Below are 25,107 nucleotides of genomic sequence, written 5' to 3'. Positions count from 1 at the left end.
AGTCTTATACTTTAGCAAATAGTAGTTGTTCTAAATCATCAATCATTGCTGTTAACTTTGTGATTAAAGCACGATAAACATTTGAGTCAGTATAATCAATCCCAATATCTTTTAGAATTAATAATGGTTCTTTTTGGCCACCTTGTTTTAAGAATTTTAATAATTGTTCTGGTTCACCGTTGATAACATCATTATAAAGTTTAAAGGAAGCAACAATACATGTCGAATATTTATAAACATAATATGGTGAATTAAAGAAATGTAAAATTCGTGGTCACCCATATGATTTTTTTGTTGGATTACGCTTGTCAAAAACAGTATAACCAAACTCATTTGCTTTTTGTTCAAAAAGAACAGCTAATTTATCAGCATCTAATGGCTCATTATTTTCAACCATCTTGTGTGCTGTTCATTCAAAATCAGCAAAATGAATTTGACGGAAAAAAGTAGCCATAATTTCATCAATACGATTTTGTAATAAATAAATTTTTTCTTCTTTACTTGTTGCATTCTTGTATAAGTAATCAAATAATAAATGTTCATTAACCGTTGACGCAACTTCTGCTAAAATAATTGGATAATTATTTAACGGATATTTGTTATTTAGATCTGCTAATAAAGTATGAACCGAATGTCCTGCTTCGTGGGCTAGTGTATTAACTGACCCAATTGTATCATCTCAATTCATTAAAATAATTGGGTCAACTCCCGAACCACCCGATGAGTAAGCACCGCTTCGTTTATTAGTATCTTCAAAATAATCAATTCGGTGATCACTTCATGCTACTTCTAATTGAGTCAAATACTCTGATCCTAACGGTTGTAATGATTCACGAATCATTGTTTTTGCTTCTTCAACAGTATATTTTTTGTCCAATAAAGCAACATTAGTCACTAATTTTAAACTACGATCTGTCGCATAAAATTTTTTAAACTTAAAATGTTTTTTTAACAATTCATTATAACGAACAAATAAGCGACTATTTTCGCGACCATATTTAATTAAACTTGCATAAATTTCTTCTGAAACATTATCACTGCTTAATGCTGCTTGTAAAGTATTTTGATAACCACGTAAACGAACTGCTTCAACACTATGTTGAATAATTCCCTCATAAACACGAGCAAAAGCGTGTTTCTTATCAGTTAAATGCTCGGTAAATAATTGTGTTGCTTTAATCCGAAACTCTTGTTCAGTTAACGGATCAGTTTTTTCCATAATTTCGCTATAAACAGCACTTGTTAATTCCGTATTTTTACTATGATAATCAATAAACACTGGTTTTTTATCAGCATATGCTAATAAATCATATAAATCATAAGCGACACCACGAGAGCGAGTAACCAATGCTAATACTTCTTCATCACGTTCTCCTAAAATGTATTTGGCATTTTTAAAAAACTTACGATAACTATATTCATATACCCTAAGGGTTGAATCATTCTTAATTCACATCATAATGGTTTCCTCACCAATTGCTTTTAACCCCGGAGCAATAAAAGCTAATTGACTTGAAATTTGATTTAAAGTATTTGAATAAATTCCGGCTAATTCTTGATATGATAAATCAGTTGTATCAATATCCCCCATATGCAAGTATTGTCCCATTTTACTAGCAATTAAATCAATTTCTTCGTCCAATAAGACATATTTTTTAAAAATAACTGGATCATTTAACTTTCCTTTAAAAGTAATAATTTCTTCTAATTTTTTTACAATTTTAGCTAAATCAGCTTTTCACGCTTTATTATCTTGATATAAATGGCTAAAATTTCATTTATATTGTGTTGGTGCATCTTTTCGCTTCATTATTTTTTCCTTCTTTCTATCAAAACTATACCTCATAATTATAACGGAAAAACAAAATATTTTTGTCCTTATCCTAGTTAATGTTATAATATTATTTATATAATAATTTAAATAGAAAGAGGGAAATTTACAATGGTATTATTAAACGACAAAAAACAAGATTTAACATTAAAAGCAGTTTTTAAAGGAGCTGACATTAATCCATTAGTTATTCAAGAAAATGGTGTTACAACATTAATTTCAGATCAAAAAATCCTTTATGTTTATTTTGAAAAAGCATTAACTTTTAAAACCGCAGAAGATTTTATTAAAAAATTTATGAGCACAATAAAATATAATTTAAATATTGAGGTTGATACTTTTAAAAAAGGCGCTGAACCAAATAGTCATATTTTCAAAGCATTAGCAGAAGGAACATTATATGATTTAAATGATAGTTATACTTTAAAAACAACCAAAAAAGCACAAAAAACTTATACAATTAACTTAATTCACAATTGTGATAAAGCAGCAACTGTTTTTGAAGAAATTAAAATTAAAATGGAATTTGTTAATTTTGCCCGTATGTTACAAGATACACCACCAAACTTAATGTATCCAGAAATTTTTGCCGAAAAAATTGCAAATGCTGCTAAAGGGATTGCTAATTTAAAAGTTACTATTTTAGATAAAAAAGAAATTGAAAAAGAAAAAATGGGTCTCCTATTGTCTGTCAATGCTGGTAGTTACCTAGAACCGCGAGTTGTTGTCTTAGAATATACTGGTAATAGTAGTAGTAAAGAAAAAGTTGGTTTAGTCGGAAAAGGAATTACTTTTGATAGTGGTGGATATAATCTAAAACCGTCAACTGCTATGGCCGGAATGAAATTTGATATGTCCGGAGCAGCAATTGTTTGTTCAACAGTTTTAGCTTTAGCAAAAGCACAAGTTAAAACAAATATTGCTGCGGTTGCTTGTTTAACTGAAAACCGTATTGGGGGAAAAGCAACCCTAACTGAATCAGTTATCACGTCAATGAACGGGAAAACCGTTCAAATTGACAATACTGATGCGGAGGGAAGATTAGTATTAGCTGATGGAATTACTTATGCAATTCGTAAATTAAATGTTGATAAACTAATTGAAGCGTCAACTTTGACTGGAGCAATTCTAGTTGCCTTAGGAAAATGGTTAACTGGGGTCTTTGCTAATAATGATGGTTGATATGATCGGTTCGCTAATGCTGCAGTAAATGCACATGAAGGAATCTGAAGAATGCCAATCTTAGAAGAACATACTGCTGTAATGCGAAAAACTCCAATTGCTGATTTAACTAATGCTGAGAGTTCACGCTTTGCAGGAAGTTCCACTGCTGCTGCTTTTTTATGTGAATTTGTTGAAGAAAAACCATATATCCATTTAGACATTGCTGGAACAGCTGACACTACTGATGGTCGCGGAACTGGTGTTATGATTAAAACTTTATTTGAAATGTTTAAAGGTTAACACCTAACATCTTGCAACTGCAAGATGTTTTTTATTTTATAAAAAATAGATTTACTAATCGTAAATCTATAATCATCGTTTAAACATTTTAATATAAAATACTTTGACGCCTTGACTCATAAAACAGTAACCACCCACTAATAAGACAAATCAGGCAAAGTATATTGCTGGTAATGGCGCTAAACTTAATTGTGGTCCAACTGATGTGTATGGTAATGCAATTCCCACTGCAATCACGGCAGCCCCCGCCACCAATAATTGTCATGATGACATTGATTAGACTTCTTGCGATACCCTTTTTTATTAAAATATTATTATAAAATATAATTTATGAGGACATAAAAATATGAACAATAATAAATTTAATACTGTTAATGATAGAGAATGGTTAAGATTAACAGGAATAAAAAAATCCACTTTTAATAAAATGTTAGATATTTTAAAAGTTGCTGAAATAGAAAAATTTAAAAAAGGTGGTAAAACTAATAAATTATCATTAGAAAATAGATTATTGATGACTTTATTATATTGACGAGAATATCAGACTTATTTTCATCTTGGTAAAAGTTTTGATATTAGTGAGGCTAATTGTTATCGTAATATTAAGTGAATTGAAGATATTTTAATTAAAAACTCTGATTTTCAACAACTTGCTGGTAAAAAAGCACTAATAAATGATTATTTTAATGATAAAACTATTATTATTGATGCTACCGAAACTCCAATCCAACGCCCAAAAAAAGACAAAAACAATCTTATTCTGGTAAAAAGAAAAAACACACGATCAAAACACAAGTAATTATCGAACAAGAAACCAAAAAAATTATTGCAACAAGTTTTTTGCTCGGAAAAAAACATGATTATGCTTTATTTAAAGAATCAAAAATCCCAATTTTAAAAAATACCAAATTAATAGTTGATAGTGGTTATCAAGGAATACAAAAAAATCACAATAATGTTCTAATACCTACAAAGAAAACAAAGAAAAACCCTTTAAACAAAGAACAAAAGCAATATAATAGACTAGTTTCAAAAATGAGAATTATTATTGAAAATATTTTTGCTATTCTTAAAAAATTTAAAATTATTACAGAAAAATATCGTAATCGAAGAAAAAGATTTGGTTTAAGATTTAATTTAATTGCCTCAATTTATAATTTACAATTATTATATTTAACATAAAATATTTATTTAAAATTAAATAATTTAAATAATAAATTAATTTTTCGTTGTGGAAAAATATTAAATTTTTAAATAAAAAACATAATTAATTAAAATTATATTTTTCTATTAGTATCTTTTTTACAAATATTTGCAATTTTTTAACAAGTAATGCAAGAAGTCTATTGAAAGAATGGAATTTTTCTTGTTCGATATAGTTGAACAATTAAAGTTTGTGTTACTAATCCTTCAACAAATCATCCTGTTTGGAATAAAGTCACTTGTTCGGCAGTAATATGTTGTGGATTGCTTAACACTCCAAAGTAGTAACCCATCACAACGAAAGTTAAAATATCAAAAATTGAGGAGACTGGCCCATTAATAAAGACAAACGGTAAAATATCTTTTGTTGTCCATGTTTGTGGTTTTGATAAGAAATCAGCATCAACCTTATCAAAGGCAACTGCCAATTGTGACATATCATACAATAAATTTTGAAATAAAATTTGAATTGGCATCATTGACTGAAATGGCAATCATGCTGATGCTACTAAAATACTTAGCACATTCCCAAAGTTTGAAGCAATTGTAATTTTAATATATTTCAAAATGTTTCCAAAAATTTGTCGTCCTTGGACAATTCCTTTTTCTAATACTAATAGTGATTTTTCCAATAAAATAATATCTGATGCTTCTTTCGCAATATCGGTTGCATTATCAACCGAAATATCTACATCACTTTGGCGTAATACCGGCGCGTCATTAATGCCATCACCCATAAAACAAACAACATGCTTATTTTGTTTTAAAGCAGTAATAATTTTAGCTTTTTGCAATGGATTTAATTTTACAAAAACATTATTTTGTTCAACAACATCACGAAGTTCAAATTCACTTAGCTTTTCAATATAATCACCCGTGACAACCCCTTTAATTTTTAAGTGAACACGATCACAGATTGCTCGTGTTACTTGTTCATTATCACCAGTTAGAATTTTTAACTGTACACCATTTTTGCGTAACAATTGGATCATCTTTGCTGCTGATGGCTTTGGTTTATCTAAAAACGAAGCAAAACCATAGAAAATTAAATCCTTTTCATCAGCTGGTGAATAATACGTATCAGTGTTATGACCATGACTATATGCCAAACCAACAACCCGCAACCCTTGAGTATTCATTTGTTCAGTTGTTGCATTAATCATTCGTAAATGCTCTGCAGTTAAATCTTCAACTTGCCCATTATATTCAATTTTGGTGCAATTTTTAACAATTTCTTCAATTGCACCTTTGCAAATTAACGTATGATGCTCATCTTTACCACGAACAACTACTGTCAGCTTACGACGATTAAAATCAAACGGAATTTCATCAATTTTTTGATAATCATTTTTAAAATTTGATAAATGATGATCATCAATATAATGGATAATTGCTTTATCTAAGGGGTTTTTAAATCCCGTTTGAAAATAACTGTTTAAATATAAATATGTTAATAACCGATCATCTTTCTTTTTATCTAATAATTGATAATCAACTAACTCAATTTTATCATTTGTTAAAGTTCCTGTCTTATCAGTACATAAAACATCAATTGCCCCTAAATTCTGAATGGCCTCTAGTTTTTTAACAACAACTTTCGCTTTATTCATCCGGCTTGCTCCACGTGCCAAATTAGAAGTCACAATCATTGGTAACATTTCTGGGGTTAAACCAACGGCAACTGAAATTGCAAATAACAATGCGGTTAATCAATCATTTTTTGTCACCCCATTAATAACAAACACAATTGGCACCATCACAAACATAAAAGATAACAATAATCATGTTGTTCTTTTAATTCCACGATTAAAACTATTTTCTGGTGGTTTAACTTGTAATGTTTTTGAAATTGTCGCATAGTATGTATCTTGACCAACCCCAACAACAATTGCAATTGCACTTCCCGAAACAACACTAGTTCCTGTATAACAGATATTTTCTAATTCTAATAAACTTGGTTTATGTGAGTTATAACCAGCATGCTTTTCAACTGGCAGTGATTCACCCGTTAAACTTGACTGGTTAATAAAAAGCTCATTACTTCATAATATTCGAACATCAGCAGGAACCATATCCCCACTTGATAAATAAATTAAATCTCCTTGTACTAATTCATGAATTTCTAATTCCTTTGCCTCACGAATTAAACTAGTATTATTATTAACGGAAACCTCAGCAACCTTTTCATCATGTTCTAATCGAATCACCGTAATGGTGTTACTAACTAAATCAGTTAATTTTTTTGTAACTAAAAAACTACGAATATCTTGAATGTAAGCAATTGTGGTACTAATAATAATCATAATAGCAATAATAATAACACCAATTATTTCAAAACTATCGCCACCCAAAGTAAAATAACTTACCAAATTATAAGTTGCAATTACTGCTAAAACAATATTAAAGGGGTTTAATAATACTTTTAAAAAATTTTTAAACCAATGAAACTTTGTTTTTTGTTGAGAATTATCACCATATTTTTTTCCCATTTCTTTTGCTTCATCATAATCTAACCCAAAATTTTTAAGATCAAAATGCTCTAAAATTTCCGTTTGCGAAAATTGTGAAATTTGTTTAATTTCATCTGTTTTTAAAAACCCAATTTCCTTTTTTCGTCCTTTAAAGTCTTTATTATCACCTTTAAATTTAGTTATTATTTTCGCCATTACAAAACTCCTTTCTCCTATAAAAATTACATTCAAACCATTATAAATTTAGGACTTTTAACACAATTTAAATTAAATCTGTAAAGTAATAAAATTCCTAAATCCATAATAACTTTCTTTTCATAATTTTTATACATCTGAATAGTTCATACCACAGCCTTTCTTTGTTATTACTTATATATTAATTATAACGAAAATAATGCAAAAAAGTCCAGAATATTAATTAACAAAAAAATAAAAAAATGATATTAATTATAAAATTAATATCATTTTTATTTGTTTTTGGAAAATTTTATTAGATTATATATTATTTTTTATCATAACAGATTAATAAATAATGGCCTAGTTTGGCATTCGCTAAAAAACTAACAGATATTCAGCAATTATGCTTTAGCTTTACTGATTCCTAATAATCGTTTAGTAACTAGGCATTATCCTTTTTCTTAAATATTATAGCAGCATATTATTTTGTTTTGATATCTTGTATAAAATGGCCTCTACTGGGGAACATATTTCTTTCTAAACAACAAAATATACTTTGTATTCAAAAAGATACTTCAAAGTAAAATTGGACAAAAAGACATAGCATTGTGAATAATAATCATTAGTAACCACACACCTTTAATGTTGCTATTTTGGTACCAGTGATAAAAAAAGAGTTCTTCTAAAAAACTAAAACTCTCATAAATTACCAATAAAACAGGTTAATTATTGTGAAAGCATAGTTGTTTTTGTATAATCACGATAAGGAGTATACTTTCATTATTTAATATTTTTTTACTTTAATAAAATTTATATTTTTATTATATCATTAAAAAAGGAAAGTAACCTTAATTTTGACATTAGTATCACTTATTTATTGTTACTCTCTTATAATTCCAAAACTTGTTCAATATCCACTATAAACCGAATAGATAAAGGAACTATCTTTGTCAACACCAAAACGATAATCAAATGTTCAATAAACATTTCCGCCCGATGTCACACCAAGTTTATATGAAGCATTTGGATAAAGCATATTATCATTTCCATCAATATAATATAACATTGCATTAGTTGTTAAAGCTTTATATGACTCACCTAAATAAAATAAATTAAGATCTTCTAAGCCATTAGCATAAGATAATTTTTTAAAACTTGCTTCCAAAATACTTCACATTTTTTTCAAATCACCACTTGATTTTAAATATGTTTTTATTTTATCAAAATCATTTGTTGGAACATGAAAAATTGATCGTTTTCCAGGTAAATATGTTTCAATACGATAATACTTATTAAATGCCGCAATAATATTACCAAAATTTGTTAACTTTTTATTTAATCCTTGATCAGACACTTCAACACTAACATTTAAGTTTTGATTGTTATTATCTGCAACAACTCCTGATAATGGAAACCCAGCAACTTGAACTTTTAATAAGTTAACATTAAATGACCCTAACTGTAGAATTCCTTTATTTGTTTGAAAAATTGGCATAACTGACCGATAAAAATTTAAAAAGTTTTGTCCCGTTAATTGATTAGGATTAAATCCTTCACCACTTCATTTTGCTGTTGTTCGATTTGCAACCAGGTCAAAAACAGCATTAGAACCGGCCGCATTACCGGCCGCCGCTTCCGTAATTGACGCTGATACTAAATTTAACATTCTTTCTGAAAAAACAAAAGTAATTTTATCTTTAAATGGTGCTAAATCATCATCGATTTTAATAAGTTCATTAAGTTTATGCATTACAATTGTATCTAATTCTTCATAGTTATTAGTATAAATAATATCAAAATTATCATATAATTTTTTAAAATCTTGATTACTATCAATTTTAATACTTTTAATTTGGTTAAAATAATTAACAATTGGTTTTGCAACTTTTGCTACAACCCCTGATAATAAATCATTAACAATTTTAGCATTTCCAGTTAAAACATATGAAATTGTAACTGGCACTGTTGTTTCCAAACTTTTAAAGCGAACAACAAAATTAAACCTAAAATCCAATCGAACAGCATTGACATTTGTAACATCAACTCCTGTTATTTTTGCTAATTGTGTTAAGTCAATATAATTTAATTGATAATTAATTGAATTCTCCACAACCGCTAATGGTTCATCTGTTGGATAATAATTTGGATAATCGTTAATAATTTCACGATTAATATTTTCAAATTCAGCATTAAAACCTGTTCTAATTAATTGTAAAATTTTTGCTACATCAGGATTATCAATAACAAGCACAACTGATGGATTAGTTAATGTTACCATTTTATATAATTTTTCAAAACTAATATCATAGTTTGTTTCATCAATCATTGATTTTTTTGAAGCATATTTTTGCAAGCTATTTGAAGCTCGCTTTGAAATTTCATTTAAAATTTTTGCATCCTTCGCAGCAGCTGGTTCATCAGTTGGCTCATTATCATCAGTCATCTTATTACTACAACTAATAAGGAAAGTTGTCCCTGTATTTATTAGACTTCTTGCGATACCCTTTTTTATTAAAATATTATTATAAAATATAATTTATGAGGACATAAAAATATGAACAATAATAAATTTAATACTCTTAATGATAGAGAATGGTTAAGATTAACAGGAATAAAAAAATTCACTTTTAATAAAATGTTAGATATTTTAAAAGTTGCTGAAATAGAAAAATTTAAAAAAGGTGGTAAAACTAATAAATTATCATTAGAAAATAGATTATTGATGACTTTATTATATTGACGAGAATATCAGACTTATTTTCATCTTGGTAAAAGTTTTGATATTAGTGAGGCTAATTGTTATCGTAATATTAAGTGAATTGAAGATATTTTAATTAAAAACTCTGATTTTCAACAACTTGCTGGTAAAAAAGCACTAATAAATGATTATTTTAATGATAAAACCATTATTATTGATGCTACCGAAACTCCAATCCAACGCCCAAAAAAAGACAAAAACAATCTTATTCTGGTAAAAAGAAAAAACACACGATCAAAACACAAGTAATTATCGAACAAGAAACCAAAAAAATTATTGCAACAAGTTTTTCGCTCGGAAAAAAACATGATTATGCTTTATTTAAAGAATCAAAAATCCCAATTTTAAAAAATACCAAATTAATAGTTGATAGTGGTTATCAAGGAATACAAAAAAATCACAATAATGTTCTAATACCTACAAAGAAAACAAAGAAAAACCCTTTAAACAAAGAACAAAAGCAATATAATAGACTAGTTTCAAAAATGAGAATTATTATTGAAAATATTTTTGCTATTCTTAAAAAATTTAAAATTATTACAGAAAAATATCGTAATCGAAGAAAAAGATTTGGTTTAAGATTTAATTTAATTGCCTCAATTTATAATTTACAATTATTATATTTAACATAAAATATTTATTTAAAATTAAATAATTTAAATAATAAATTAATTTTTCGTTGTGGAAAAATATTAAATTTTTAAATAAAAAACATAATTAATTAAAATTATATTTTTCTATTAGTATCTTTTTTACAAATATTTGCAATTTTTTAACAAGTAATGCAAGAAGTCTATTAATGTTATAGTCCCCAAAATGCTTAATAGTTTTTTCATAATAAAATATTCTCCTTTGTATTTTTCTATATAATTCTTGATTATGGCAAAAAAGCAAGTGGATTTTACATAAAAAATAAACTTTTACCTATTTTAGGGGATAAACTAAGAAAAACTCCCCTATTCAACAGATTTATTCCCCTACCAAAAAAGGGGAATTTATTAACAATAAAAAAACATATCTTTTAGATATGTTTTTTTATTGTTAACTACGTTTCATTATCTTTACTTTCTTCAAGATTATCTGTTCTGTTAACACTATTATTTTGAACATTTATGTCGTTCTTAAAAGTAATATTTTTCACTTTTGTTTCATTATCTTTCATTCATAAACCAAGTCATGGTAAAACTAAAATTAAAAGTAATCAAACAATTGCTAAAATTGGTCCTGTTTTTTCTAACATTACAATTGCATTTAAGAAATATGAATAAACATTATAAATAATAACTGTTACAATACAAAGCACACTAATCACAGCAGCTGGAATAAAATATCAATTTTTAGCTGTTTTAATCCGTTGGTGATAACGATTTCAAATTCCTAACCCAATAATTGCGCCATACATTAGAAAAGCCACAACAACACCAGCATTACTAATAAAATCATAAAAATTATACGTTTCTTTTGCAAAAATGGTTGGAATTCCCATAATTAACCCTCATACTAATGTTATGATTACTGCTGCAACAAAGTTTGCTAAATTAAGACTACGCTTCGCAACAATTTTATTACACAATTTTGTCCCAATAATAAAATTATCTTCAATTGATGAACGAGTTAATTTTACCATTGAGAAACTATAACCATTTAAAGTTCCAAAAGCACTAATTAAAATAAAGAAGAAAATAACTCGTTCAAAAACTTTATTTGCAACAGGATTATTAAAAATCTTTTCCGCGGCAGCAGCAACGCTTCCACTAGCATCTAAATTTAAAGTTCCAATTGAAACAATTAGATAAAGAATAGTAACTGATGTTAATCCTAATACTAATGCTAATGGAATATTACGTTCTGGTTTTTTAACATCTTTTTGAATATATGTTGTTGATAAAAACCCATCAAATGAAAATAAAATTCCCGGCAAAGCCATTAAAATCATTTCAAATCCGCTTTTGTTTGATACCAATTTATATTTATCAGGATCTCCTAAACCAGATTCACTAAAAGCATTTGGATCATTTTTAAAAAAGAACATTCCAATTAAACCAACTAAAACTAACGGAATTAACTTTAAAACAACGGTTGTCATTTGAATATACTTCCCAGTTTTTTCTAAATAAGTACAAATATACATTAATAAAATAGTATAAAAAACCGCAAAAAAGGTTAATATTAACTGATAATTTCCATAACCACCAACCCTTTCACTAAACGCAACTTCGGCCGCTAAGTCACCACCAAAAGCTCAAATTGATGCTTTTGTTGTATAATAAGCCACCGTAAAAGTAGTTAACGGAATGTAAATATGATTCATTGCATTTCGAACAACACGGCCAAAACGTTGACCACCAAATAATTTTGCATATAAAGCAATTCCTGAATTAGAATCTTGTTTTGCCGACGAAATTTCCATAAACGATAATCCAAATGAAAGTGCCATAACACCTCCTATAATTCAAGCAATTAACCCTAAAATTCCATTACCATTCGTTAGACCATAAACCCCCTCGTTTTTAAAGAAGATTCCTGTTCCAACAACTGTTCCAACAACCATACAAAAGCACATAAAAAATCCATATTTTTGAGCAGCCTTTTTCTGCATAATTTAACATCGCCCTTTCCATTAATTTATTTTTTTCAGTTCTCAAAATTATAAAACGCTAAATAATAATCTTCCTATATTATTTAATGTCAAAATTTTAACACAAGTATATTTAAAATTTTAACATTAAAATAGTAATTCCATTAAAAAATAAAAAGAATAAGCCTTTTTATTGGTCATTCCTTTAAAATATTTCATTATTTTGTTTTATAATCAATTTTTAACCACTTTAATATAACCAACTTTTGATAATTGTGCGGTAATACAATATGCCGCAATGACACCCAACACAATTGGAATATATATCAATGGTGGCGCGGTCATTGGAAAGACATTGTTAAAGACATATGGAATTAAAAATCCTAACACCACAACAAGTGTTGTTGATACATTAACTGGTCAAGTTGGTCTTGATTGAATAAATGGAATTTGTTTTGTTCTAAACATTAACATTACTACTGATTGTGTAATTAATCCTTCAATAAATCACCCTGATTGGAAAATAGCGATATGGTAAGCAGCATTAGCTGAATTTGGATCAGCAGCATATGCATTAAAGACACCAAAGCCATATCCTAAAATAACAAAGGTAATTATGTCAAAGACACTACTAATCGGACCATTAACAAAGGTAAACGATAACATTCCCTTTGTTCGTCAACGTTGTGGCTGTAGTAAGAAATCTTCATCAACACGATCAAACACAATTGCGAATTGTGAAAAGTCATAAATTAAATTTTGGAATAACATTTGTACTGGCAGCATTGGCGTGAATGGTATTCACCAGGCCACAACAATTAATGTAAAAACATTTCCAAATTGTGACGCCATTGTTATTTTAATATATTTTAAAATATTTCCAAATGTTAAACGCCCTTGTTCAATTCCATGTTCAATTACATCTAATGATTTTTCTAATAAAATAATATCTGATGCTTCTTTAGCAACATCAGTTGCATTGTTAACTGAAATTGCAATATCACTTTGTCGTAAAACAGGAACATCATTAATTCCGTCACCCATAAAACCAACAACATAATTATTTGCTTTTAATAAAGCAATAATTCTTGATTTTTCAATTGGATTTAGTTTAACAAATACATTATTAATTTCAACGGCACGTTTTAATTCATAATCAGTTAATTTGTCTAACTCTTCACCAGAAATAATCCCTTTAATTTGCATCCCAACCCGTTCACAAATTGAACGAGTTACAGCAGCATTATCCCCTGTTAAAATTTTTAAATCAACTCCACGAGCTGCTAATACTTTTACCATTTTTGCTGCTGATGGTTTTGGAACATCTAAAAATGTTACATATCCATAAAAAATTAAATCTTCTTCATCACTAACACTATATGCTTTTTTATTATCGCTGACAACTTTATAACCAATTCCTAAAACACGATATCCTTGATTATTTAAACGTGTTACAGTACTAGTAATTTGTTTTTTCATTTCATCATCTAAATCAACAATTTTATTTTGATAATAAATTTTATTTGATACATTAATGATTTCTTCAATTGCACCTTTTGAAATTAATTTTGTTTCTTCTTCGTTTTTAACAATTATTGTTAAACGACGACGTTCAAAATCAAAAGGAATTTCATCAATTTTTTGATATTTATCAGGAGTAAAATGATGTAAACTATCTTTAACATAATCTATAATTGCGCTATCTAGTTGATTTTTAATTCCCGTTTGAAAATAGCTATTTAAGTATAAAAGTTTCAATAAATCTGTTTCTTTTTTATTATCTAAACTTGCATAATTAATTAACTCAATTTTATCATTTGTTAACGTTCCTGTTTTATCAGTACACAAAACATCAATTGCTCCTAAATTTTGAATTGCCCCTAAATTTTTAAAAACAAGTTTGCTATGGCTCATTTTACGAGCCCCACGTGCTAAATTACTTGTTACAATCATTGGCAACATTTCTGGAACAATCCCAACTGCTGCCGCTGCTGTTCATGTAAGCCCTCCTAGTCAATCATTTTTAGTTCCTGAATAAATTAGGTAAATAATTGGTGCCATAATTAGCACAAACATAATTAACAAAAATGTTACACGTTGTACTCCTGTTTGAAAATTTGTTAATGGACGTTTTTCTTGTAATGCACTTGAAATTGATGAAAAGTATGTTTTGGTTCCAGTTTGAACAACCATTGCAATTGCACTTCCTGAAACAACACTTGTCCCCATTAAACAAATATTTTCTAATTCTAATAAATTAGTATTATCTGTTATTGCATGCTTTTCAATTGGCATTGATTCTCCTGTCAATGAAGCATGGTTAATAAATAAATCACGACTAACTAAAATTCGAACATCGGCAGGAACCATATCCCCGCTTGATAAGTAAACCAAATCACCAGGCACTAGATCACGAACATCAATATCTTCTCCTTTTTTAATTAATTCAAACACATTATTATGATTAATGTTGCCATATCCTTCAATATCACGAATTACCATTGCCTTATTACTAACAATACTAATTAATTTTTTTGTGACAAAGTGGGCTTTAATTGTTTGAATATAAACAACAGTCCCACTTGCAAAAATCATTATTGCAACAATAATTGCTGGTAAAACATCCGTAATTCCCCGTTCTGCAACGGGAGTAGAGAAAAATTCATAAAAGTTTCAAACACTAATTGCCATTAAAACTAAGTTAAATGGTCCAAAAAATGATTTAAAGAAATTTAAAACTCAATTAAATTTTGTAGCATCTACTTTATTATATCCATATTCTTTTTGTCAATTTTCTACATCAGTAGTTTTTACACCAAACTGATTATCTTTAAATTCAGTTAATAATTCAGTTTGGTTAAGTTTTGAACATGATTTTAATTTTTTATCATTAAAATTTAGCTTTTTTAATAAAGCTTCTTTTGTTTTATCTCTCCCAAACATGTTCTGCTTCCTTTCCTGCTTTGTTTCTTGACACAACAAAATAAGAAGATAAATTAACGCAAGCAAAAATATTAATAATTATGCATAATTACGGTGATTATCTCTTTGATGGTCAGAAACAATATTAAATAATATATTACTCTTATTAAAATTAATACCCTTTGTTAACCGGTCCCTACTGGTTCCGGACTGTTCCTGTTGTCCAAGCATAGAAATATCACCACTCTTTCTTTAGTTAAAAATAATACACATATATTCTAACATAAAAAAATAAAGTATATACTTTTTATATAAAAAATATTTTTATTTTGTAAGAAAAATAAATAAAAAGTTTGATAAAAAATACTGTCTAAAAATAAAAAATAATGCAAAAGTAGTCTTTTACATTATGTTACTTAATCTAATCAGATAGTGTATTAACAAAATTAATGATTCCTTCTGAATCATTGTTAATATATAATTCAGATGGTAAAACAACAACTTTACTATTTTTTAGCATAGCTGTTATTTTTGTTGTTAAATATTCAACTTGCGGGGCTAATAAAATAATATTATAATCATCATGTTCTAATTCTTCTGGTGTTATTGCAAAAAATTGCATATCATAGTTATTTTTTGCAATAACATCATTAATCTTATCTAAAATTCGATTAGTACTAATCCCCGCTGAACAAATTAAACTAATCTTTTTCATATAAAGCCTCCATTTTTTATTAGACTTCTTGCATTACTTGTTAAAAAATTGCAAATATTTGTAAAAAAGATACTAATAGAAAAATATAATTTTAATTAATTATGTTTTTTATTTAAAAATTTAATATTTTTCCACAACGAAAAATTAATTTATTATTTAAATTATTTAATTTTAAATAAATATTTTATTTTAAATATAATAATTGTAAATTATAAATTGAGGCAATTAAATTAAATCTTAAACCAAATCTTTTTCTTCGATTACGATATTTTTCTGTAATAATTTTAAATTTTTTAAGAATAGCAAAAATATTTTCAATAATAATTCTCATTTTTGAAACTAGTCTATTATATTGCTTTTGTTCTTTGTTTAAAGGGTTTTTCTTTGTTTTCTTTGTAGGTATTAGAACATTATTGTGATTTTTTTGTATTCCTTGATAACCACTATCAACTATTAATTTGGTATTTTTTAAAATTGGGATTTTTGATTCTTTAAATAAAGCATAATCATGTTTTTTTCCGAGCGAAAAACTTGTTGCAATAATTTTTTTGGTTTCTTGTTCGATAATTACTTGTGTTTTGATCGTGTGTTTTTTCTTTTTACCAGAATAAGATTGTTTTTGTCTTTTTTTGGGCGTTGGATTGGAGTTTCGGTAGCATCAATAATAATAGTTTTATCATTAAAATAATCATTTATTAGTGCTTTTTTACCAGCAAGTTTTTGAAAATCAGAGTTTTTAATTAAAATATCTTCAATTCACTTAATATTACGATAACAATTAGCCTCACTAATATCAAAACTTTTACCAAGATGAAAATAAGTCTGATATTCTCGTCAATATAATAAAGTCATCAATAATCTATTTTCTAATGATAATTTATTAGTTTTACCACCTTTTTTAAATTTTTCTATTTCAGCAACTTTTAAAATATCTAACATTTTATTAAAAGTGAATTTTTTTATTCCTGTTAATCTTAACCATTCTCTATCATTAAGAGTATTAAATTTATTATTGTTCATATTTTTATGTCCTCATAAATTATATTTTATAATAATATTTTAATAAAAAAGGGTATCGCAAGAAGTCTATTATTTATAATTATATTAAATTATACTGGTTATAAATTAAAAATGCAATAATTCAAAAAATGACTTTAGTATTATTACTAAAGTCATTGATATTTATTGTTTATCCCTTGTTTCACTTAAAAGAAATCTATAGCAACTTTGGAAAAAATTATTAACCTAAAATGTTTGAGTTAATATCTGGAATAAAAATCATATGTAAATCTTCATTAGTTGTTTCAAATAAAATTGTTTTATCATTAATTGCTTTTACGGTAAAAGCAATCCCTCCAATATTAATTCGCATATCAAGCGCTGATACTAGATCATCAACACCCTTCGCTAATTTTCATTCCGCATTTGGTTTATCTTGATATTCAATCTGCAATTTACCACTAGTTAATTTAACTTCACTATCAGCAATTGCTGCATCACTATGACCATTGATTTTCAACATTGTTGGAATCAATTGTTGAATTTGTGTGTTAAGTGAAATTGGAAAATCAAAATCTTACTTAACAATATGCGCTGTTAATTTTAAATCAGAATTTAAATCATAATCAAATAATTGATTAACAAAAGATTTAAATTGTTGAACTGGAAGAATATCAATAATCCCTTCTGTTCCTGATGTTACTTGGTATCAAAATGGTGGAGCTTGTTCATATTTAATATTAATAGTTGTTGTAACAAAAAGTACTTTAACAGCAACCACAATTGAAATTGGGGTTCTAACCGCTGATCATTCATTACTTTTGTTTTTTCAACCATCAAATAAATTATGTAAAATATGCTCTAAATTAGTATTAAATTTAATTTTGCCACCCTTATTACTATTAATATCTTTATTAACATCTAAAAAACCATCATCGTTAATATTTCGTGGTGCATCAAATAAATACTGAATTAATAGTAATAATAAGTTTTGTGATTTTTGTTGTTGGCGTTATTCAATTATAAAATTACGAAAATAAATAATATCTGGTGCCAAACTATTTAAAATATCAAGATATTTTGCTTTAATTGTGATTGTTGCTGTCGTTCCAATAATAACATCCTGGTTAATTGTTTTATCAATTGCCCCATCTTTAAGAAAATAACCAACAAATGGTAAATTAGTTAATGAATTAATAAAATTTTGTCATTTTTTTCAATTTGAATCACTATCATCAAATTTTGTTGAAATAACGGTTGGTAAATTATTAAATAACCCAACCTGCGCAACTATATCTAAAATATTTTCAATTGGCAAATTGTTCCTGCAATTGGCAAATTCATTTTTGAAAAAATAATTGTTAAACTTTGATTTAATTTTTGAATTGTTTCATTTGTTAATTTTAAATCATTAGTAGTAACCCAACAGCAAAATTATTATCTTTTGTTTTTGGATTAACTAATTCTTCTCCTTTAAAACTAGCATTTACTTCTAATTGCCCACAATGCATTACTGATTTATCAACAATCTCAATTTTACTAAAACTAGTTTGTGATAATGTTAAATCATCACCAAACTCAGTAAAATTATTTTTTAAAACATCAAAAGCATTATCCGCATTAACGGTCTGAAAATCATTACTATCAACAATCATTGGTGTTAATTCAGAAAAACGATTTAATTTATTAATAATTTTATTTTTTGCCGCTTGAATAGGATCTGTCGCTGGCGTTGGAACATCTTGCCCATGCTCATGGTCTGGATCATCTGGTGGCTTTACCGTAGAAGGTTGGTTTTGACAGGCTGTAACACTAAAAGCTGATGAACTAGTTAAAACAAGCGTCCCTAAAATAGTTAAAAGTTTTTTCATTTTTTATCTCCTTTACACTCTCTACATTAATAAAAACTTTTATTTAATCAAAAATAACTACCTAAGGGAGCATTCTAATTTAATAACTCCCGTTGATAACCATTAACAACAATTTTTAACTCCTTATCACTACGTTTATTAACTAACATATGCATTTGTAATCATTTAATAATATCATCTAAGTCAATTAACAAAACAAAATTAAGGTTTTGTTTAATATTATGTTTTTTAAAAATTAATAAAATCTTACGAATCATAATTGAACTATCAACTGAAAAAGCAATTAAAAATAGAACAAAAACACTTTGCGAAAACAACACAACAGATAAATTATTTTCAAATAAAACACTATGATTTGCTTTCATTAGACTTCTTGCGATACCCTTTTTTATTAAAATATTATTATAAAATATAATTTATGAGGACATAAAAATATGAACAATAATAAATTTAATACTCTTAATGATAGAGAATGGTTAAGATTAACAGGAATAAAAAAATCCACTTTTAATAAAATGTTAGATATTTTAAAAGTTGCTGAAATAGAAAAATTTAAAAAAGGTGGTAAAACTAATAAATTATCATTAGAAAATAGATTATTGATGACTTTATTAGACTTCTTGCATTACTTGTTAAAAAATTGCAAATATTTGTAAAAAAGATACTAATAGAAAAATATAATTTTAATTAATTATGTTTTTTATTTAAAAATTTAATATTTTTCCACAACGAAAAATTAATTTATTATTTAAATTATTTAATTTTAAATAAATATTTTATGTTAAATATAATAATTGTAAATTATAAATTGAGGCAATTAAATTAAATCTTAAACCAAATCTTTTTCTTCGATTACGATATTTTTCTGTAATAATTTTAAATTTTTTAAGAATAGCAAAAATATTTTCAATAATAATTCTCATTTTTGAAACTAGTCTATTATATTGCTTTTGTTCTTTGTTTAAAGGGTTTTTCTTTGTTTTCTTTGTAGGTATTAGAACATTATTGTGATTTTTTTGTATTCCTTGATAACCACTATCAACTATTAATTTGGTATTTTTTAAAATTGGGATTTTTGATTCTTTAAATAAAGCATAATCATGTTTTTTTCCGAGCGAAAAACTTGTTGCAATAATTTTTTTGGTTTCTTGTTCGATAATTACTTGTGTTTTGATCGTGTGTTTTTTCTTTTTACCAGAATAAGATTGTTTTTGTCTTTTTTTGGGCGTTGGATTGGAGTTTCGGTAGCATCAATAATAATAGTTTTATCATTAAAATAATCATTTATTAGTGCTTTTTTACCAGCAAGTTGTTGAAAATCAGAGTTTTTAATTAAAATATCTTCAATTCACTTAATATTACGATAACAATTAGCCTCACTAATATCAAAACTTTTACCAAGATGAAAATAAGTCTGATATTCTCGTCAATATAATAAAGTCATCAATAATCTATTTTCTAATGATAATTTATTAGTTTTACCACCTTTTTTAAATTTTTCTATTTCAGCAACTTTTAAAATATCTAACATTTTATTAAAAGTGAATTTTTTTATTCCTGTTAATCTTAACCATTCTCTATCATTAAGAGTATTAAATTTATTATTGTTCATATTTTTATGTCCTCATAAATTATATTTTATAATAATATTTTAATAAAAAAGGGTATCGCAAGAAGTCTATTTAAAGAATCAAAAATCCCAATTTTAAAAAATACCAAATTAATAGTTGATAGTGGTTATCAAGGAATACAAAAAAATCACAATAATGTTCTAATACCTACAAAGAAAACAAAGAAAAACCCTTTAAACAAAGAACAAAAGCAATATAATAGACTAGTTTCAAAAATGAGAATTATTATTGAAAATATTTTTGCTATTCTTAAAAAATTTAAAATTATTACAGAAAAATATCGTAATCGAAGAAAAAGATTTGGTTTAAGATTTAATTTAATTGCCTCAATTTATAATTTACAATTATTATATTTAAAATAAAATATTTATTTAAAATTAAATAATTTAAATAATAAATTAATTTTTCGTTGTGGAAAAATATTAAATTTTTAAATAAAAAACATAATTAATTAAAATTATATTTTTCTATTAGTATCTTTTTTACAAATATTTGCAATTTTTTAACAAGTAATGCAAGAAGTCTAATGAATTTGTATTGCCATCGATGAAGCTCACTTATTGATTAATGAAAACAATACCTTAGCGTTGAATTTCTTATTTGAAATGACAAAACGCATTCGAAAATATAATGGTATTTTATATATTATGACGCAAAATATCAACGACTTTATGGGCAATGCGAATATTAAAACGCAAACCCAAGGAATAATCAACAACTGTTTATATCAGTTTGTTCATCATTTAGCGGCAAGCGATTTACAATATTATGATAATTTAATTGCCACTAGTGGGCGATTAAATCAATATCAAAAAGATACGATTGCAACCGCACCAACGGGAACATGTCTGTTTTCGATTGGTGCTAATAACCGAATGCTGTTAAATGTTGAAGCAAGTGAAATAGAACAAGAAGCATTTAGTTAGGAGTAAAATTTATGCGGAAAATAAAACAATGATATAAAAAACTTAATAAATTTGAAAAAGTAATCTTTTGAATTATTTTTGCTATATTAACTTTTTTCTTGCTAGTTGCTTTAATTAATATTACTATTTCGCTTGGCTATGCAGGAATAAAATTAAAAGCAGTTACTTGACAAACCTTTTCAACTGCTTATAGCAAAGATATTTGCTTTAAAATTTCAGCAATTATCAGCACTATCGTTGTGCTTGTCGTTGCTGGTTTTATTGGTTATCAAAAATGACAACACTTTGATATGTTTGATTATGAACAAAAGAAAAAAGCAAAACAAAAAGAACAAGAATTTAAACAAATTCAACAAAGTAATTTGCTTAAATTAAATAAAAACTTTGGTTTAATAAAATCAAATTTAACTCAACATACTCTCCTAGTTGGTACAACTGGGAGCGGTAAAACAACGACATTAATGCAAATTATAAAAGAGTTAAGGTTTAAATTCCGTGAAACCACAATTATTATGATGGAAAAGGGGATGTTGATTTAATTGAAAAATTAAACAACAATACCCTAACGCTTTTATTTGAGAAATTGGTGGCACAACGGAATATAAACCATTTGCAAATAAAAATAAAGTTATTTTAGCGGATAAAATAATGTCGTTGTTTGACTTTTCCGAACAGTATTATCAAAATTTAGCACATAATTATTTATTACTATTGCTTGATACACTTTTAAAAAATGATATAGCTATTACTTTTGATAATTTAGTTAAATATTTTCCTATTAAACAATTAGAAAAATTAATTGCTTTTAATGACAATAGCATTTCGTTATTATCAAATTTTGATTAAAAAGACATTAACAGTCTTTTTAATCAATTAAATGTTTACAACACACAACTAAACAATAGTTTGGGCAATAAAAATACTTTGTTAGAATTGATTACTAAACATAAAACGATTTTGTTTAGTAATCAATTCGTTGATGTATCCCAAACTAGCGGGTTCAGTTGGTAAAATCATTATCCAAGACTTAAAAGAATTAACCACGCTAAAACCAGTTAATCAAAAAATTAACATTGTTTTAGATGAGTTTAATGTCTTTGCGAGTGAAACGATTATCAACTTGATAAATAAGTCGCGTAGTTTTAATTATCAGTGTTTCTTATCTTCCCAAACAATCAATGACCTAAAAACAAACAATATGAATTTAACAGATACCATTTTTGGAAATGTTAGCACTATTGTTTGTCACTCATTGAAAGACCCAAACACGGCCGAATATATAGCAAGTGTATTTGGCACCCAAGAAACCGAAAAACTAACTCGACAACTTGATTTTAAAAACAACACGGCTGATATGGGGTCGGTGCGTTCGGTGGATGAATTTATTGTTCATCCGAATGACCTTAAAAACCTTAAAATCGGGGAATGCTATTTAAAAACCACTCTACCGAGTGGCAAGTTATTTATTAAAAAAATTCAAGTTGACCCAACTTATTTAGATAATTTATTTTAACAATTAAATAAATAATACACTCTACCTGTGCTATAATAAACACAACTAAATAAACAAAAAGAAAAATGACACGCAAGTCATTCTTCTATACACCTATTAAGCGGGGACAACCACTTAACTAGGGCTTATTAATTTAACCCCACCTTTTGGTAGGTCAGTTAAATTATAACATTTTTTAATTTTTGTGTATAGGTAGAATGATAAAAAAGTCATCTACCTATTTTTTTATTTATGAAAATATTTATTAGAAAGGACATGATGTTATGCGCAGAGCAAGTTATATTGATACAAAAATTGATTATGATCAAAATGATGTTCAAAAAGAACAACGTCGGGTAAAGCAATACCAAATCGAACACCACCCTGGTCGCCTTGCTTTAAAACAGTGAGAGAAACAGTGAAAAAGTGGTTGATTTGAAAACTTAACTAAAGAAAAACAAAAAGAATACAAACTAATAACCAACAAATTGGCGTTAGAAAAGAAAAGTTTGAATTGGTAAGAGTTCGTCAGGAATGAAAACGTAGCTGATACAGCAATTTAGACAAAGAAAAACAACGCGAATATAAAAAACGCGTTGAACAAATCAAAAAAGAACACAATTTATAAATCATAAATTTTTACCTTTAAATTAGCGTTTAAACTAACCAAAAGAAGGGATTACATTTTGGAAAATATCAACGCTAATAAGGGGGTTAAATTCGCTCAAAACCAAATAAAGGAACAGAAATTATGGAAAATTTAGTACAGCAAGCAGAACAAGTCAATTACCACTTTGTGGAGATAAATGGATTGAACTATAAAGTTATTAATCAACTTGACAAGAATAAACATGTCTCTAATTTTTACATTCCGAAAAAATATGTTCGCCAACACCCTACCCGCGAAACTAGCTACAAAGTCAAAATTTATGACAAATTTATTTGTGTACCAAAAATAATGTGTTTTATTGATAAAACTGGTAAATACTTTTTGGTTGGCATTGATATGTTATTTACCTACTGAATTTATAACACAAGAGATAATAACAAATATCGTTTAGCAGGTTATCAAGCGATTTGCAACACTGCAATTAAAGAATTGCATTATTTAACTAGACTTCTTGCGATACCCTTTTTTATTAAAATATTATTATAAAATATAATTTATGAGGACATAAAAATATGAACAATAATAAATTTAATACTCTTAATGATAGAGAATGGTTAAGATTAACAGGAATAAAAAAATTCACTTTAATAAAATGTTAGATATTTTAAAAGTTGCTGAAATAGAAAAATTTAAAAAGGTGGTAAAACTAATAAATTATCATTAGAAAATAGATTATTGATGACTTTATTATATTAACGAGAATATCAGACTTATTTTCATCTTGGTAAAAGTTTTGATATTAGTGAGGCTAATTGTTATCGTAATATTAAGTGAATTGAAGATATTTTAATTAAAAACTCTGATTTCAACAACTTGCTGGGTAAAAAAGCACTAATAAATGATTATTTTAATGATAAAACTATTATTATTTATGCTACCGAAACTCCCAATCCAACGCCCAAAAAAAGACAAAAACAATCTTATTCTGGTAAAAAGAAAAAACACACGATCAAAACACAAGTAATTATCGAACAAGAAACCAAAAAAATTATTGCAACAAGTTTTTCGCTCGGAAAAAAACATGATTATGCTTTATTTAAAGAATCAAAAATCCCAATTTTAAAAAATACCAAATTAATAGTTGATAGTGGTTATCAAGGAATACAAAAAAATCACAATAATGTTCTAATACCTACAAAGAAAACAAGAAAACCCTTTAAACAAAGAACAAAAGCAATATAATAGACTAGTTTCAAAAATGAGAATATTATTGAAAATATTTTTGCTATTCTTAAAAAATTTAAAATTATTACAGAAAAATATCGTAATCGAAGAAAAAGATTTGGTTTAAGATTTAATTTAATTGCCTCAATTTATAATTTACAATTATTATATTTAACATAAAATATTTATTTAAAATTAAATAATTTAAAAAAATAAATTAATTTTTTCGTTGTGG

At 26.6% G+C, this 25,107-nt stretch carries 30 protein-coding genes; 14 read left to right on the top strand and 16 right to left on the bottom strand.

Annotated features, from left to right (window positions below; genetic code table 4):
- Positions 1-4: 4 nt before the first annotated feature.
- The gene (pepF, locus tag MSROBK_RS01365) at positions 5-1,810 is read right to left on the bottom strand and encodes an oligoendopeptidase F (protein WP_040092689.1); all 1,806 of its coding nucleotides are present in this window, start codon (positions 1,808-1,810) and stop codon (positions 5-7) included.
- 132 nt (positions 1,811-1,942) lie between these two features.
- Between pepF and MSROBK_RS01360 the strand changes: the two genes are divergently transcribed.
- A complete protein-coding gene (locus tag MSROBK_RS01360; protein ID WP_040092687.1) occupies positions 1,943-3,295 on the top strand; it encodes a M17 family metallopeptidase in 1,353 nt (450 codons plus the stop codon).
- A gap of 66 nt (positions 3,296-3,361) precedes the next feature.
- On the opposite strand, the gene MSROBK_RS01355 is transcribed toward MSROBK_RS01360, so the two are convergent.
- Positions 3,362-3,568 (bottom strand): hypothetical protein, encoded by a 207-nt coding sequence (locus MSROBK_RS01355; protein WP_040092685.1) that lies wholly within the window; start codon positions 3,566-3,568, stop codon positions 3,362-3,364.
- 73 nt (positions 3,569-3,641) lie between these two features.
- On the opposite strand from MSROBK_RS01355, the gene MSROBK_RS12735 reads away from it, so the two are divergent.
- Both MSROBK_RS12735 and MSROBK_RS12730 read left to right on the top strand, forming a co-directional pair.
- Positions 3,642-4,094, top strand: coding sequence for an IS5 family transposase (locus MSROBK_RS12735; protein WP_040092682.1), 453 nt, complete (start codon positions 3,642-3,644; stop codon positions 4,092-4,094).
- Positions 4,079-4,477 carry a transposase family protein gene (locus MSROBK_RS12730; RefSeq protein ID WP_416375029.1) on the top strand — a complete coding sequence of 133 codons (399 nt, stop codon included), beginning with the start codon at positions 4,079-4,081 and terminating at the stop codon, positions 4,475-4,477. Before MSROBK_RS12735 ends, MSROBK_RS12730 begins: the two co-directional genes overlap by 16 nt.
- Positions 4,478-4,638: 161 nt before the next feature.
- On the opposite strand, the gene mgtA (MSROBK_RS01345) is transcribed toward MSROBK_RS12730, so the two are convergent.
- Entirely contained in the window at positions 4,639-7,164 is a 2,526-nt protein-coding gene (gene mgtA, locus MSROBK_RS01345; protein WP_040092817.1) for a magnesium-translocating P-type ATPase, read from the bottom strand.
- 862 nt (positions 7,165-8,026) lie between these two features.
- Complete coding sequence (locus MSROBK_RS01335) at positions 8,027-9,589, bottom strand: hypothetical protein (protein WP_040092677.1); 1,563 nt, start codon at positions 9,587-9,589, stop codon at positions 8,027-8,029.
- A 111-nt stretch (positions 9,590-9,700) separates the two neighbouring features.
- Here MSROBK_RS01335 and MSROBK_RS12725 point away from each other — a divergent pair, with 111 nt between their 5' ends.
- Both MSROBK_RS12725 and MSROBK_RS12720 read left to right on the top strand, forming a co-directional pair.
- Positions 9,701-10,153: an IS5 family transposase gene (locus MSROBK_RS12725; protein WP_040092647.1), complete on the top strand. Its 453-nt coding sequence runs from the start codon at positions 9,701-9,703 to the stop codon at positions 10,151-10,153.
- Complete coding sequence (locus MSROBK_RS12720) at positions 10,138-10,536, top strand: transposase family protein (protein ID WP_242441474.1); 399 nt, start codon at positions 10,138-10,140, stop codon at positions 10,534-10,536. Before MSROBK_RS12725 ends, MSROBK_RS12720 begins: the two co-directional genes overlap by 16 nt.
- Before the next feature lie 413 nt (positions 10,537-10,949).
- Here MSROBK_RS12720 and MSROBK_RS01325 read toward each other — a convergent pair whose 3' ends face one another.
- From MSROBK_RS01325 to MSROBK_RS01300, 10 genes are all read right to left on the bottom strand, one after another.
- Complete coding sequence (locus MSROBK_RS01325; protein WP_040092674.1) at positions 10,950-12,503, bottom strand: APC family permease; 1,554 nt, start codon at positions 12,501-12,503, stop codon at positions 10,950-10,952.
- Between the two features lie 207 nt (positions 12,504-12,710).
- Entirely contained in the window at positions 12,711-15,425 is a 2,715-nt protein-coding gene (gene mgtA / locus MSROBK_RS01320) for a magnesium-translocating P-type ATPase (RefSeq protein WP_040092673.1), read from the bottom strand.
- Positions 15,426-15,825: 400 nt separating this feature from the next.
- Positions 15,826-16,119, bottom strand: a complete 294-nt coding sequence (locus tag MSROBK_RS01315; protein ID WP_040092672.1) for a PTS sugar transporter subunit IIB — start codon at positions 16,117-16,119, stop codon at positions 15,826-15,828.
- Between the two features lie 184 nt (positions 16,120-16,303).
- Positions 16,304-16,702, bottom strand: coding sequence for a transposase family protein (locus MSROBK_RS12715; protein WP_416375028.1), 399 nt, complete (start codon positions 16,700-16,702; stop codon positions 16,304-16,306).
- Positions 16,687-17,139 (bottom strand): IS5 family transposase, encoded by a 453-nt coding sequence (locus tag MSROBK_RS12710; RefSeq protein WP_040092671.1) that lies wholly within the window; start codon positions 17,137-17,139, stop codon positions 16,687-16,689. Before MSROBK_RS12710 ends, MSROBK_RS12715 begins: the two co-directional genes overlap by 16 nt.
- Positions 17,140-17,359: 220 nt before the next feature.
- Entirely contained in the window at positions 17,360-17,653 is a 294-nt protein-coding gene (locus tag MSROBK_RS11350; RefSeq protein WP_227991336.1) for a hypothetical protein, read from the bottom strand.
- Positions 17,654-17,695: 42 nt separating this feature from the next.
- Entirely contained in the window at positions 17,696-17,899 is a 204-nt protein-coding gene (locus MSROBK_RS11345) for a hypothetical protein (protein ID WP_227991334.1), read from the bottom strand.
- 231 nt (positions 17,900-18,130) lie between these two features.
- On the bottom strand, positions 18,131-18,436 hold the full coding sequence (locus tag MSROBK_RS11340; protein WP_227991332.1) for a hypothetical protein: 306 nt from the start codon (positions 18,434-18,436) through the stop codon (positions 18,131-18,133).
- An 85-nt stretch (positions 18,437-18,521) separates the two neighbouring features.
- A complete protein-coding gene (locus tag MSROBK_RS11335) occupies positions 18,522-18,989 on the bottom strand; it encodes a lipoprotein (RefSeq protein ID WP_227991331.1) in 468 nt (155 codons plus the stop codon).
- Positions 18,990-19,063: 74 nt separating this feature from the next.
- Positions 19,064-19,354: a hypothetical protein gene (locus MSROBK_RS01300; protein WP_052443420.1), complete on the bottom strand. Its 291-nt coding sequence runs from the start codon at positions 19,352-19,354 to the stop codon at positions 19,064-19,066.
- 69 nt (positions 19,355-19,423) lie between these two features.
- Between MSROBK_RS01300 and MSROBK_RS01295 the strand changes: the two genes are divergently transcribed.
- Complete coding sequence (locus tag MSROBK_RS01295) at positions 19,424-19,645, top strand: hypothetical protein (protein ID WP_040092669.1); 222 nt, start codon at positions 19,424-19,426, stop codon at positions 19,643-19,645.
- Positions 19,646-19,765: 120 nt separating this feature from the next.
- On the opposite strand, the gene MSROBK_RS12705 is transcribed toward MSROBK_RS01295, so the two are convergent.
- On the bottom strand, positions 19,766-20,164 hold the full coding sequence (locus tag MSROBK_RS12705) for a transposase family protein (RefSeq protein ID WP_242441474.1): 399 nt from the start codon (positions 20,162-20,164) through the stop codon (positions 19,766-19,768).
- Positions 20,149-20,601, bottom strand: a complete 453-nt coding sequence (locus MSROBK_RS12700) for an IS5 family transposase (protein ID WP_040092647.1) — start codon at positions 20,599-20,601, stop codon at positions 20,149-20,151. The genes MSROBK_RS12705 and MSROBK_RS12700 overlap by 16 nt, the downstream gene beginning before the upstream one ends.
- An 18-nt stretch (positions 20,602-20,619) precedes the next feature.
- On the opposite strand from MSROBK_RS12700, the gene MSROBK_RS01285 reads away from it, so the two are divergent.
- The 8 genes from MSROBK_RS01285 (at position 20,620) to MSROBK_RS12695 (ending at position 24,890) form a co-directional block, all read left to right on the top strand.
- Positions 20,620-20,982 (top strand): transposase family protein, encoded by a 363-nt coding sequence (locus tag MSROBK_RS01285; RefSeq protein ID WP_084217931.1) that lies wholly within the window; start codon positions 20,620-20,622, stop codon positions 20,980-20,982.
- A gap of 243 nt (positions 20,983-21,225) precedes the next feature.
- A complete protein-coding gene (locus tag MSROBK_RS01280; protein WP_133165043.1) occupies positions 21,226-21,546 on the top strand; it encodes a hypothetical protein in 321 nt (106 codons plus the stop codon).
- An 11-nt stretch (positions 21,547-21,557) separates the two neighbouring features.
- Positions 21,558-22,085 carry a type IV secretion system DNA-binding domain-containing protein gene (locus MSROBK_RS01275; protein WP_159373211.1) on the top strand — a complete coding sequence of 176 codons (528 nt, stop codon included), beginning with the start codon at positions 21,558-21,560 and terminating at the stop codon, positions 22,083-22,085.
- Positions 22,042-22,392: a hypothetical protein gene (locus MSROBK_RS01270; protein ID WP_159373210.1), complete on the top strand. Its 351-nt coding sequence runs from the start codon at positions 22,042-22,044 to the stop codon at positions 22,390-22,392. Before MSROBK_RS01275 ends, MSROBK_RS01270 begins: the two co-directional genes overlap by 44 nt.
- A gap of 133 nt (positions 22,393-22,525) precedes the next feature.
- On the top strand, positions 22,526-23,059 hold the full coding sequence (locus MSROBK_RS01265) for a TraM recognition domain-containing protein (RefSeq protein ID WP_040092664.1): 534 nt from the start codon (positions 22,526-22,528) through the stop codon (positions 23,057-23,059).
- Positions 23,060-23,322: 263 nt separating this feature from the next.
- Positions 23,323-23,559, top strand: coding sequence for a hypothetical protein (locus MSROBK_RS01260; RefSeq protein ID WP_159373208.1), 237 nt, complete (start codon positions 23,323-23,325; stop codon positions 23,557-23,559).
- A gap of 230 nt (positions 23,560-23,789) precedes the next feature.
- Positions 23,790-24,194 (top strand): hypothetical protein, encoded by a 405-nt coding sequence (locus tag MSROBK_RS01255; protein WP_040092662.1) that lies wholly within the window; start codon positions 23,790-23,792, stop codon positions 24,192-24,194.
- Between the two features lie 327 nt (positions 24,195-24,521).
- The gene (locus MSROBK_RS12695; protein ID WP_438944475.1) at positions 24,522-24,890 is read left to right on the top strand and encodes a transposase; all 369 of its coding nucleotides are present in this window, start codon (positions 24,522-24,524) and stop codon (positions 24,888-24,890) included.
- Positions 24,891-25,107 lie beyond the last annotated feature (217 nt).

The organism is Spiroplasma poulsonii (assembly GCF_009866525.1).
GTDB lineage: Bacteria > Bacillota_I > Bacilli_A > Mycoplasmatales > Mycoplasmataceae > Spiroplasma > Spiroplasma poulsonii.
The sequence above is the reverse complement of the archived record's forward strand: the minus strand, read 5'-3'. Positions and strand labels throughout refer to the sequence as shown.